General features: G+C 45.7%; 10 protein-coding genes. All 10 read right to left on the reverse strand.

Annotated features, from left to right (window positions below; translation table 11 throughout):
* Positions 1 to 15 precede the first annotated feature (15 nt).
* Entirely contained in the window at positions 16 to 2250 is a 2235-nt protein-coding gene (gene recD2 / locus DXC01_RS09680; protein ID WP_118698822.1) for an SF1B family DNA helicase RecD2, read from the reverse strand.
* 100 nt (positions 2251 to 2350) lie between these two features.
* On the reverse strand, positions 2351 to 3340 hold the full coding sequence (locus DXC01_RS09685; protein ID WP_118698823.1) for a rod shape-determining protein: 990 nt from the start codon (positions 3338 to 3340) through the stop codon (positions 2351 to 2353).
* A 23-nt stretch (positions 3341 to 3363) separates the two neighbouring features.
* Positions 3364 to 6207, reverse strand: a complete 2844-nt coding sequence (gene uvrA / locus DXC01_RS09690) for an excinuclease ABC subunit UvrA (RefSeq protein WP_118698824.1) — start codon at positions 6205 to 6207, stop codon at positions 3364 to 3366.
* Between the two features lie 70 nt (positions 6208 to 6277).
* Positions 6278 to 7441, reverse strand: coding sequence for a radical SAM family heme chaperone HemW (gene hemW / locus DXC01_RS09695; RefSeq protein WP_118698825.1), 1164 nt, complete (start codon positions 7439 to 7441; stop codon positions 6278 to 6280).
* Positions 7404 to 7889, reverse strand: a complete 486-nt coding sequence (locus DXC01_RS09700; protein ID WP_022214319.1) for a hypothetical protein — start codon at positions 7887 to 7889, stop codon at positions 7404 to 7406. Before DXC01_RS09700 ends, hemW begins: the two co-directional genes overlap by 38 nt.
* A 24-nt stretch (positions 7890 to 7913) precedes the next feature.
* The gene (lepA, locus tag DXC01_RS09705) at positions 7914 to 9722 is read right to left on the reverse strand and encodes a translation elongation factor 4 (RefSeq protein ID WP_022214320.1); all 1809 of its coding nucleotides are present in this window, start codon (positions 9720 to 9722) and stop codon (positions 7914 to 7916) included.
* A gap of 365 nt (positions 9723 to 10087) precedes the next feature.
* Positions 10088 to 10822 (reverse strand): hypothetical protein, encoded by a 735-nt coding sequence (locus DXC01_RS09710; protein WP_118698826.1) that lies wholly within the window; start codon positions 10820 to 10822, stop codon positions 10088 to 10090.
* Between the two features lie 117 nt (positions 10823 to 10939).
* The gene (locus DXC01_RS09715) at positions 10940 to 11659 is read right to left on the reverse strand and encodes a hypothetical protein (RefSeq protein WP_147399628.1); all 720 of its coding nucleotides are present in this window, start codon (positions 11657 to 11659) and stop codon (positions 10940 to 10942) included.
* 394 nt (positions 11660 to 12053) lie between these two features.
* The gene (locus DXC01_RS09720; RefSeq protein ID WP_022214323.1) at positions 12054 to 12296 is read right to left on the reverse strand and encodes a helix-turn-helix domain-containing protein; all 243 of its coding nucleotides are present in this window, start codon (positions 12294 to 12296) and stop codon (positions 12054 to 12056) included.
* A gap of 115 nt (positions 12297 to 12411) precedes the next feature.
* Positions 12412 to 12726: a peptidoglycan-binding domain-containing protein gene (locus DXC01_RS09725; RefSeq protein WP_118698828.1), complete on the reverse strand. Its 315-nt coding sequence runs from the start codon at positions 12724 to 12726 to the stop codon at positions 12412 to 12414.
* Positions 12727 to 12825: the final 99 nt, after the last annotated feature.

Genomic DNA, 12825 nt, shown 5'->3' on the forward strand with positions numbered 1-12825 from the left:
CCCGATGAAGCACTCTTACTCTTCTGTCTCACAGATTCTCCGATCCAGTGAGCTGTATCTCTGCTGTTGTTTCTCATTCCGGATCATTTCCCGGAATGTCTCCTCACTGCCGACAACGGTTACGCACTTACGCGCCCTGGTGACAGCTGTATAAAGAAGATTTCTGTTCAGAAGCATCCTTGGTCCGGACAGAAGCGGAATTACAACTGCAGGATATTCAGACCCCTGCGATTTATGTATCGTGATCGCATAGGCAAGTTCCAGTTCATCCAGCTGTTTGAAAGAATATTCTGCCCATCTGCCATCCTCAAATTCCACCTCGGCTGTCTCGGCAAAGTCATTGATCGTCCTGAGGATTCCGGTATCTCCATTAAATACACCAATACCTTTCTCAATTGGAATACCATACAGGCCCCGGATTTCCCATTCCATCTGGTAGTTATTCCGGATCTGCATGACTTTATCGCCCTCGCGGAAAAGTCCGTGTGCATTTTCTCTTTCTTTCTTTGATGCATCCGGCGGATTCAGGTATCTCTGGAGAATCTGATTCAGCCGTTCCACGCCAAGAAGTCCTTTCCTCATAGGAGTCAGGACCTGAATATCAAAAGGCTTCGCCTCTACATATTTCGGAAGTTTTTCCTGAATCAGTGCAATTACCACGCGAATGATAATGTCTGCATCATATCTCTTAAGAAAAAAGAAATCACGGCTCTTATTGTCAAGAACCACCTGTTCTCCCTTGTTGATCTTGTGTGCATTTACGACAATATCACTCTCTGATGCCTGCCGGAAAATCTTCTTAAGCTCTACCACCGGAAATGCCATGCTTCTGATAATGTCGCGAAGTACATTTCCCGGTCCCACGCTTGGAAGCTGATTCTCATCACCTACCAGAATCAGTCTCGTCCCTGCAATGATTGCCTGGAGAAGTGAATGTATCAGCTGAATATCCACCATCGACATCTCATCAATGATAATGACATCTGCTTCCAGAGGATTCTCCGCATTTCTCTCAAAATGAACTGCCTGACCACTCTTATTGTCATCCTCAGGCATTCCGGATAATTCCAGGAGTCTGTGAATTGTCTGTGCCTCGTAGCCGGTCGCCTCTGTCATTCGTTTGGCCGCTCTTCCTGTCGGTGCAGCAAGCCGGATCTCTGCTCCCTCTCCCTCAAAATACTGGATGATCGCATTGATCGTGGTTGTTTTTCCTGTTCCGGGACCTCCTGTCAGAATAAACAGGCCATGACATGCCGCCTCTGTGACAGCTTTTTTCTGCATTTCATCCAGAACAGTGTCTGTTTCCTTTTCAATCTGTGCGATTCTCCTGTTGATCATCTCTGGATCTTCCGGATAGAGAATATCCAGTTCCTTAAGCATTCTTGCTGTGTTAAGTTCCAGATAATAGTACATGGTCGGATAAACCAGGACCACTCCGTTCTCTTCTTTCTGCACCAGCTTGCGGTCTACAGAAAGATCCATCAGATGTTTTTCCATATAGGAAGGATCCACCCCCAGAAGTTCCGAAGCCCTCTGGAACAGTTCTTCCCTTGGAAGATATACATGTCCGTCTCCTGATGCCTGCAAAAGAGTATACATCATCCCGCTTCGGATTCTGTAATCTGAATCTGTATGGATTCCAATCCTGTAAGCGATCTCGTCCGCAATCTTGAAACCAATACCACTGATATCATCTGCAAGCCGGTAAGGATTTTCCTGAAGTACACTGTAGACTGTTTCTCCATATTTCTGATAGATTTTGGCTCCGAGATTCAGAGAAATCCCATATTTCTGCAAAAACATCATTGCTTTTCGCATGTCAGCCTTCTCAGAAACCTGCGCTGCAATTTCTCTCGCCTTTTTTTCACTGATCCCCTTGACCTCTGCCAGCCGTTCCGGCTCTTCCTCCACGATCCGAAGTGTCTCACGCCCAAAACGTCTCACAATCCTTGCCGCCAGTGCCGCACCGATGCCTTTGATCGCGCCTGATCCCAGATAACGTTCCATTGCCATGGCATCTTCCGGCATTTTTTCGGTAAGAGTTGCTGCCTGAAACTGTTTTCCATAGACCGGATGCTGGATATAATTTCCGGTAAGTTCCACGGAAGCCCCCATCGTAATCACCGGAAATGATCCGACACAGGTCAGTTCTTCCTCATCTTCTACGCCCTTTAATATCATTACGGTATATCCGTTTTCTTCGTTTCGAAAAATCACATGATCGATATACCCTGTCACGCTTTCACTCATAGTTCCTCTCTTCTGCTTCTCAGAATTCCGTACAGCAAAACCAGGACATCCAAAGTAAACTTCAGATATTCCTGGTTTCTGTGTTCACGGATCTCTGCGGTCATTCTTCCATTCTCGCCATGATCTCTGCATATTTTCCAGTTCCAACAGCTACTACATTCACTGCATTCTGTACCGTCAGTGTATTTACCCCTGTTCTCTGTTCGATCAGAGTGTCCATTCCACTCAGCATTGCGCCGCCTCCTGCAAGAACAATTCCACGGTCCACGATATCTGCTGCAAGTTCCGGCGGTGTCTTTTCCAAAACGCCATGAACGGTCTCTACGATCTGATTTGTGGCATCTTTAAGTGCCACACGGATTTCTTCCGAAGTCAGCTTGATGGTCTTTGGAAGACCCGTCAGGATATTTCGTCCCTTGACTTCCATCACTCTCGGATTTGCTTCCTCAATCGCGGTACCGATCTTGATCTTGATCGTCTCGGCAGTGTCCTCTCCAATAAAAAGTCCATGTGTCCGGCGTATGTAGCTCATGATCGCCTGATCAAACGTATCTCCTGCTACCTTGATCGTAGAAGAGACGACAACACCGCCCAGGGAAATCACTGCCACATCTGTCGTTCCGCCTCCGATATCCACGATCAGATTTCCAAACGGTTTCGTAACATCCACACCGGCGCCGATTGCTGCTGCGATCGGTTCTTCGACCAGAAAAACTTCCCGTGCGCCAGTCTGGAAGGTTGCTTCCTCCACTGCCCGGCGCTCGATCTCCGTGATCCCGCTTGGCACACAGATGCTGATGCGGGGTTTGCGAAAAGCTCTTCGTCCCATTGCTTTCGGGATAAAATATTTGAGCATTTTTTCCATTACAATGAAATCCGTGATCACGCCCTGGCGGATCGGACGGATCACCTCTATATTGGAAGAGGCATGTCCCGCCATCTGTTTTGCTTCCTCACCAATTGCTTTGATCTTTTCTGTATCCTTGTCATATACTACCACCGTCGGCTCCTTGAGGATCAGACCTTTGCCGGTGGAATAAACCAGACAACTGCTGGTTCCCATATCGATTCCAATATCATTTGCAGGCATAATAGCCTCCTTCCCAATTTTCTCTATTGCTGCAGGTATTTCTTCACATACTGGCCCGTGTAGGATTCCGGACACTCTGCGATCTGTTCCGGTGTTCCTGTTGCGATCACCGTACCTCCACGGTCACCGCCTTCCGGTCCCATATCTATAATATAATCTGCTGTCTTGATGACGTCCAGGTTATGCTCGATGACTACAACGGTATTTCCGCCGTCTGTCAGACGCTTCAGGATCTCAACCAGCTTGTGTACATCCGCGAAATGAAGTCCTGTCGTCGGCTCATCCAGAATGTAGATCGTCCTTCCGGTGCTTCGTTTGCTGAGTTCTGTCGCAAGCTTGATCCTCTGCGCCTCGCCGCCGGAAAGTTCAGTGGACGGCTGACCAAGACGGATATAGGAAAGTCCTACATCGTACAGTGTCTGGATCTTACGGCGGATAGATGGAACGTTTTCAAAAAATCCCAGTGCTTCCTCGACTGTCATATTCAGGACATCGTAGATACTTTTGTCTTTGTATTTCACTTCCAGCGTTTCTCTGTTATAACGTTTGCCCTTGCACACTTCACATGGAACATAGACATCTGCCAGGAAATGCATCTCGATCTTGATGATTCCGTCACCGCTGCACGCCTCACAGCGTCCGCCCTTGACGTTAAAACTGAAACGTCCTTTCTTGTAACCTCTTGCCTTCGCATCTGCAGTCGCGGCAAAAAGATCTCGAATCTGGTCAAAAACGCCTGTATACGTTGCCGGATTGGACCTCGGTGTACGTCCGATCGGCGACTGATCGATATTGATGACCTTATCAAGCTGGTCAAGTCCCTGGATTTCCTTATGTTTGCCCGGGATAGTCCGCGCACGGTTCAGGTCTCTTGCCAGAGTCTTGTACAGCACTTCGTTGATCAGGGAGCTCTTGCCGGAACCACTGACTCCCGTAACACTCGTCATAACGCCCAGTGGGATATCCACATTGACCTGCTTGAGATTATTTTCCGCTGCTCCGCGGATCCTAAGCCATCCTGTCGGCTGTTTACGCTCCGTCGGCACCGGAATCTTGATCCTGCCACTTAAATATGCGCCTGTGACAGAATCCGGATTCTGCATCAGTGTCTCTGCTGTTCCGATCTCGACAAGTTTTCCACCGTGTTCGCCTGCCCCCGGTCCGATATCCACAACACAGTCCGCAGCACGCATGGTATCCTCGTCATGTTCCACCACGATCAGGCTGTTCCCCAGATCACGGAGGCGCATCAGTGCCCTCAGCAGTTTGTCATTATCTCTCTGATGAAGTCCAATACTCGGCTCATCCAGGATATAGGCAACTCCGACCAGCCCGGAGCCGATCTGTGTCGCAAGACGGATTCTCTGCGCTTCCCCGCCGGAGAGTGTCGCGGTCGCACGGCTTAAAGAAAGATAATCCAGACCTACTTCTGCAAGGAAACCAACTCTCGCACGGATTTCCTTGAGGATCTGCTTTCCGATCAGTTCCTGCTGGCTGGAAAGCTTCAGGTCTTTCAGGAAATCACACAGCTTCTCTATGGAGAGCGCTGTTATCTCATAAATATTCTTATCTCCGACTGTGACAGCAAGTGATTCTTTCTTCAGTCTCTGTCCCTTACATGTCTTACATGGGGTGATGCGCATAAAAGATTCATATTCCTGCTTCATTGCGTCAGAACCTGTTTCTTTGTATCGCTGCTCCACGTTCTTGATAAGACCCGGGAACGCAATGTCATAAATTCCCTCTCCGCGCTGTCCCTTGTAGTAAACCTTGACAGAGTGTCCATTAGTTCCGTGGATCAGAATGTTCTTGATTTCTTCCGGATAATCCTGAAATGGAGTATCCAGACTGAAATGGTATTCATTTGCCAGTGCATCCAGGATCGCTCTTGTAAAACTTCCCTTGTCTGTGCAGGACTGCCATCCCATCACAGTAATGGCTCCCTCTGAAATGCTTAAGGATTTGTCCGGTATCATCAGGTCGACATCGAACTCCATCTTGTATCCCAGACCGAAACAGTCCGGGCAGGCTCCAAACGGATTATTGAAAGAAAAACTTCTCGGCTCGATCTCGTCAATACTGATCTGGCAGTCCGGGCAGGAAAAACTCTGGCTGAAATTTATGATATTTCCATCCATCGTGTCCACCATCAGAAGTCCGTCTGCAAGATCAAGGACAGTCTCGATGGAATCTGACAGTCGTTTCTCAATACCTGGTTTGACTACCAGACGGTCTACTACGATCTCGATATTATGCTTGATGTTCTTGTCCAGTTTGATCTCTTCGGAAAGTTCATACATGTTTCCGTCGATCAGAACGCGGACATAGCCGCTTCGCTTTGCCTGATCCAGAAGTTTCGCATGGGTTCCCTTGCGTCCTCGGACTACCGGTGCAAGAAGCTGGATCTTGGTCCTCTCCGGCAGTGACATGATGTGGTCTACCATCTGGTCTACGGTCTGTTTCTTGATCTCCTTGCCGCACTTCGGACAATGTGGGATTCCGATCCTTGCATACAGAAGACGGAAATAATCGTAGATCTCAGTTACTGTTCCTACGGTAGATCGCGGGTTTCTGTTTGTGGATTTCTGATCAATGGAGATTGCAGGCGGCAGTCCCTCGATCGACTCCACGTCTGGTTTCTCCATCTGTCCCAGAAACTGTCTCGCATAAGAAGACAGAGACTCCATATAGCGTCTCTGTCCTTCCGCATAAATGGTATCAAAAGCCAGAGAAGACTTGCCGGAACCACTGACTCCTGTCAGTACTACAAATTCATCTCTTGGGATATCTACGCTCAGATTCTTGAGATTATTTACATTTGCACCCCGAATCCGGATAAATTTCTTCTCAGTTGTATGTCCCGCCATAGTTTCTTATGCTCCTCTGCTTTCTCATTATATCTAATTTGCACTGTTTCTCTGTAGTATTACTGTTCTTTCACTCATCCAGCAGAAAATCCGCCAGAATCGGATTGCTCACATGGATTCCCTTTCTTGTAAAACGCCAGAACTCACCTGTATGTTCCAGCAGATCCATCTCTTTATATTTTGCCAGAACAGAGCCATAAATATCCTCTATCCTGCATCCAAAATTTCTCTCAAACTGTCTTTCAGAGATTCCCTCTGTCATACGCAGCCCCAGGAACATGAATTCTTCTATTTCGTTGTTTCTGGAAAGCGCCGTAACATCCTCCCGGATCTTCTCCGGTTCTGTGCTGTCTGCCAGATACGTCTGCATATCTCTGGTATTGCTGAAACGCTTTCCCTGAAATAATGATGCCGCTCCCAGACCGGCTCCCAGATATTCTGTGCGCTGCCAGTAACCCTTGTTATGCCTGCACTCGAAGCCGTCACGGGCGTAATTGGATATCTCATATTGATGGAATCCATATTTTCTCAGGATTTCCGCGGTGTCCTCGTACATCTGGTATTCTTCATCTTCTGTTGGAAGGATCAGTTTCTTCTGTGCGAAAGGCGTTCCCTCCTCGATGATCAGACTGTAAGCCGAAATGTGCTCCGGTGAAAGTTCTGCGATGGTTTCCAGATTGTGCTTCCAGTTCTCGCAGGTCTGCCCCGGTATTGCAAACATCAGGTCTACATTGATGTTGGAAAATCCAGCTTTCCTCGCCCAGTGATAACTCTGGAGAAATTCTTCGTAGGTGTGGATCCTTCCGAGCATGTCAAGTTCCTGCTGCACCGTGGACTGAAGTCCAAAACTTATTCGATTGATACCGGCTTCGTGGCAAAGTTTCAACTGCTCCGGACTGACTGTTCCCGGATTTGCCTCCATTGTGATCTCTGCATCTTCACTCAGAATAAATGCCTGTTTTATCTCATCCATGATCCGGCAAAGCTGCTCTCCACTGAGCACAGATGGAGTTCCGCCGCCGATGAATATAGAAACGACCTCATATACTTCTTTCTGTGAGATGCTTCTTATCTCCCTGCACAACGCATCTACATAGTCGTCCCGTGTCTTCTGGTCTGACGGTCCGGAAAGGAAATCACAGTACTGGCATTTGCGGACGCAGAACGGAATGTGCACATATAACTCCAGCGGAATCTTAGTATTCCTCACTGTAATCTTCCTCACTGTCGTCATATTCTGAATCATCCTGGCTGCTGTCATCTTCTGAATAATCTTGGCTGTCTCCGCTGTCGGAAGAATCGCCCTCTGTATCAGAAGACATATTTGCATCCGCAGATGTGCTGTTGTCTGACAAACTGGAATTATCTGCTGTCGAAGCATTATCTGACGTAGTACTGTCTGACACAACCGCAGCTCCACTTGCTGTATTGGCAGATGTAGATCCGGCATTCTCATCAAGATAGCTGTTTACCATCGTTACGCCACCACTTGAAACAACTGCTGCAGAATTTACCTGCTCCGGTGCAGTCGTAGGCGTTGGCTCCGGTGTGATGCTGATCTTGATAACTTCTTCTGTTTCCGGATCTGCTGCTTTCTTCTTGCCGCATCCGCAGCCCGCCAGAAGTGTACACATCAGAAGGACTGCACCTGTCAGCAATAAACGTGATCTTGTTTTTTTCATTATTATCCTCCGATTCCCGAACGATTATTTATCGTCCAGCTTCAGAACACTCATAAACGCTTTCTGCGGGATTTCTACGTTTCCTACCTGGCGCATACGCTTCTTACCTTCCTTCTGTTTCTCCAGAAGTTTCTTCTTACGGGAAATATCACCACCGTAACATTTGGCAAGTACGTCCTTACGCATGGCACGGACAGTCTCTCTGGCGATAACCTTGCTTCCGATCGCAGCCTGGATCGGGATCTCGAATAACTGTCTCGGAATTTCTTCTTTGAGTTTCTCGCACATCTTACGTCCTCGCTCGTAGGCAGTATCTGCATGTACGATGAAGGAAAGGGCATCGACTTCTTCCTTATTAACAAGGATATCCAGTTTGACCAGATCACTGCGCTCGTAACCGCAGAGCTCGTAATCGAGGGAAGCATATCCTCTGGAACGGGATTTGAGTGCATCGAAGAAATCATAGATGATCTCATTCAGAGGCAGTTTGTATTTCAGAAGTGCTCTCGTCTCTTCCATATATTCCATTCCGATGTACTGGCCACGGCGTTCCTGACAGAGATCCATGATTGCGCCGATAAACTCGGTTGTTACCATGATCTCGGCATTTACCATCGGCTCTTCCATGTATTCGATCTCTGACGGATCCGGGAGATTGGATGGGTTGGTCAGTTCGATCATATCGCCGTTTGTCTTGTAAACCTTGTAGATAACACCCGGTGCTGTCGTTACCAGATCCAGATTGTACTCTCTCTCCAGACGCTCCTGAATGATCTCCAGATGAAGAAGACCAAGGAAACCACAGCGGAAACCAAAGCCCAGTGCCACAGATGTCTCTGGTTCGAAGAACAGGGAAGCATCGTTTAACTGCAGCTTCTCAAGTGCATCTCTCAGATCGCCGTACTTGGCACCATCTGCCGGATAAAGTCCGCAGTAAACCATCGGCTGTACTTTCTTATATCCTGGAAGTGCTTCTGCACACGGTCTCTCATTATCCGTTACTGTATCACCGACTCTGGTATCTCCGAGGTTCTTGATACTTGCTGTAATGTATCCAACCATGCCTGCTGTCAGCTCGTCACATGGAATGAACTGACCTGCGCCAAAATAACCTACCTCTACAACTTCTGTCGTAAATCCTGTCGCCATCATGCGGATCTGTGTTCCTTTCTTTACACGGCCATCCAGCACACGGCAGAATACGATAACGCCCTTGTATGCATCATAAATGGAGTCAAAGATCAACGCTTTGAGCGGTGCATCCACATCACCGTTCGGTGCAGGGATCTTCGTAACGATCTGCTCCAGAACTTCCTCTACATTCAGTCCTGTCTTGGCTGAGATCCTCGGTGCATCGTGTGCCTCGATTCCGATCACGTCCTCGATCTCATTGACAACTCGATCCGGCTCTGCGCTCGGAAGATCGATCTTGTTGATGACCGGAAGGACATCCAGATCATGATCCAGTGCAAGATATACGTTCGCCAGTGTCTGTGCCTCGATTCCCTGTGCCGCATCCACGACAAGAATTGCGCCGTCACAGGCTGCAAGGCTTCGGGAAACCTCATAGTTAAAATCGACATGTCCTGGGGTATCGATCAGGTTGAAGATATATTCCTCCCCGTCACTCGCCTTGTACACGATACGGACTGCCTGGGATTTGATCGTGATACCACGCTCCCTCTCCAGTTCCATATTGTCAAGGACCTGAGACTGCATCTCACGCTCAGTCAGCGTACCAGTCATCTCGATAATTCGGTCAGCAAGCGTAGACTTGCCATGGTCTATATGTGCAATGATACAAAAATTACGGATTTTGCTCTGATCTATCATTCTTGGATGTGCTCCCTTCTATATATATGTGCTTCACGAAAATTCTCTATATCGTGGGTCATTATAGCATAGCCATTCGCGTTTCGTCCAGCCATTTAGCCCCTTATTCCCGCTCTGTTTCTATATTATTTCCATCTACCCAGCGCCACCTAAGTTCCGACGCGCAAATTGAAATTCCCCTGTAATCTGGAAATTCTTCTTTTGATATGCCATCACAGTCACACCAGAATATTTTGCCGTCCTCCAATATCAGAGTTACTCCAAGGATTTCACAGGTATATTCTTCATCATACGGAAACAATTTCAGATACTCAATGCCCGAGAATTCCAGTTCGACTATATTTTTCCCTCGATTTATGGATTTGCTATTGTATATATCGGACACCACAGATTTCGTACAGAACGTATGTAGACCCTATATTTATTTCTTCTTTTCCACAATACATGACTTTCTTATAGATGTTATTAGTTTTGGTTGTCTTTACAGTATAGTATGTCCTGAAAAAAATCCTGTTTTCCTTTGTTATCTCACAATTTCCCAGTTTATATTGTTTCGGCAGTTTTTCACCGATGTTACACCAACCTATATGATATCGAAAATTTTTCCATGTCAGACGTTTGAGCCTTCTATGCACTGTACGAAACCCAGAAATATATTCCAGACATATAACAGGCACAATGCCATAAAACATTATAAGTGCCGGAGTGCCTTCAATATCTTTACTGAAGATGCATTCAATCCATAACAAAAGCGTCGCCGCCCCCAAACAGCATACCAATATCCAGACATCAATTACATTTGCCCTGCTAACAGGAATTACATTACCTTTATACAGTACTTTGTTACAGATAGATGATGTTCTTAGCTGATCTGGCAAATAATATTCGCCCAGTTGAACATGCTCTCGATGAATTCGCCTCACCCCATACAGTCCGCCAGAAAAGAAAAACAATATAAGACACTGTTCACTCAACACGTAGAGTTTTAACACCCAAAAAGCACCACACAACAGCAGACAAATCGTGGTTACCTTACTGTTCCTGTCAAACAATTCCTTATACAGTTCTTCGTATTTCCTGGCCTTTTCTAACTGTTTCATACATTCTCCTTATCCATTCTTTATTAAGTATACTACACTTCCATTTTTCGAACAAGTGTTTTCTTTGGGCAAATATAGAAAAATCAGAGGCAGCAAAAAGTCGCCTCCGATTTATGCTCATTCTTCTTCCCTTGTAGTACTCAATCCCAGGATAGAACTGACTTCTTCTTTCATTTCATCATATTCTTTCTTACCACGCCACTTTGAATATAACGGTAAAATCTGAACCTGCGGTTCTTCCTGATGCAGGATAACTACTGGAAGTCTGTATCTTCCCTGTTCTCCATCTTTTTGATCAACGTAGCATAGGCTTAATAAATGCCTCCTCAGTTCCCGGTTTGCATTTTCTATGCACAAGATTGCAATAACTTTTACTTTTTGTTTTTCCGCACTCAGTTCCTGTTTCCAGAAATGTGCAAAAAATTCATTTAATATCTGCATGTTTTCTTCGGAATATTTCTGCATCTGCCCCAACTGTAAAATCTCAACAGACTTCTCCGTTTTCTTCCAGTAAATTATAGAGTGCACTTCCTTTTTGCTATATGCTCCTGCAAAAATATATTGCTGCGAAGTACATTCTTGCTCTATTTTGTTCTTAATCTCTTCAAACGGCACACGATAATAATAATAATAATATGGACTTGCAAATTGAGGATTTCTGGAATATTCCGCTATATTGCTGAAAGGTTTCCATATATGATCCGGTCCCTCTGTGTAACGAAAAGCCTCATTGTAATACCATTTATAGTACAGATCATAATAACACCAAACCACTTCTACAACTACAAAACAGCCTCCAAATATATAGTCACATATTTTCCAGATATTTGCATTCATATACATCGTGCATATTTTGCATATAAACGCTATTGCCCAAATCCCACATAACGCAGTTTCACAGTAAAATTTTCCTTTGAGGTTCGATAACATATTCTTATCTGATGCGTTTTTCCTGAAAAATCCAGCCACATAAAGAGGATTTACTTCACTTATACAATCTGCCCATCGATACTTCATTTCTCTGCCAATATGTATTTTGTGTCTTCCAATCGGACACAAACAAAAGAATGAAAAAAGTGCACCTATCAATGAAACCGGGGCATCACAAAACAATATTGCTGATGCCAAAAAATATACATAAAAAAAGCAATGGCAAATATAATCATTCCTACGCTTACCAGAATTTCCATCTTTTGTGCTCCCAATCAATATCTATTGACCCAAACTGTATTTATACAAAATATTCCTGCTGCCCAATTCCAAGGATGATATTCACCGGTACCTGCAGAACCTCTGACATCTTGATTAGAAGTTCTGCATCAATCTTTGTCATGCCATTCTCTATCCGGGATATTGTGATAACAGATACATCCAGTTTCTCCGCAAATTCTGACTGACTTCCCACTCTTCTCTTCCGCAATGTACGTATGCGATTCCCCATTTCTATACGCTTACTGTCAAACACACACTTCATAAAAAAAGCACCTCCTTCGTCTGATAGCTCTTAATGCAATTATACGAACATTAGTTCTTATTTGCAAGTTTTTTTTCATAACTGGCACTTTTCACAAAAATGAGAAAATTTCAGTTCAGTCCGTTTTATTCCCCATAATGCCAAACAAAGCCGTCCAGGTCTCTTTTCCAACCTCTCCGTCTGGATCAAGCCCATACTTCATCTGAAATGTTTTTGTTGATTTTTTCATTTCCGTGCCAAACTGTGCATCAATATTTCCCATATACATACCTTCTGCTGCCAGAATTCCCTCTGCTATCGCTATAAGCGTACCGGAACTTCCGAACGACAGCACTATTGTCCCAGCAATATTCATGCATTCAGAATCAAAGAGTTCTCCATCAAGAGACAATTTTCCACCATATAAACGATTTACTACATCTTTCCACACAGTCAGCGAGGCTTTCCTCGTTCTGCTTCCATACTGCCCGTGATCGAGTAGGAGACGGCTTTTGCCGCCGACCTCTCACACCACCGGACATGCGGTTCC

The sequence above is a fragment of the Blautia sp. OM07-19 genome (genome assembly GCF_003481595.1).
Classification (GTDB): Bacteria; Bacillota; Clostridia; order Lachnospirales; family Lachnospiraceae; genus Blautia_A; species Blautia_A intestinihominis.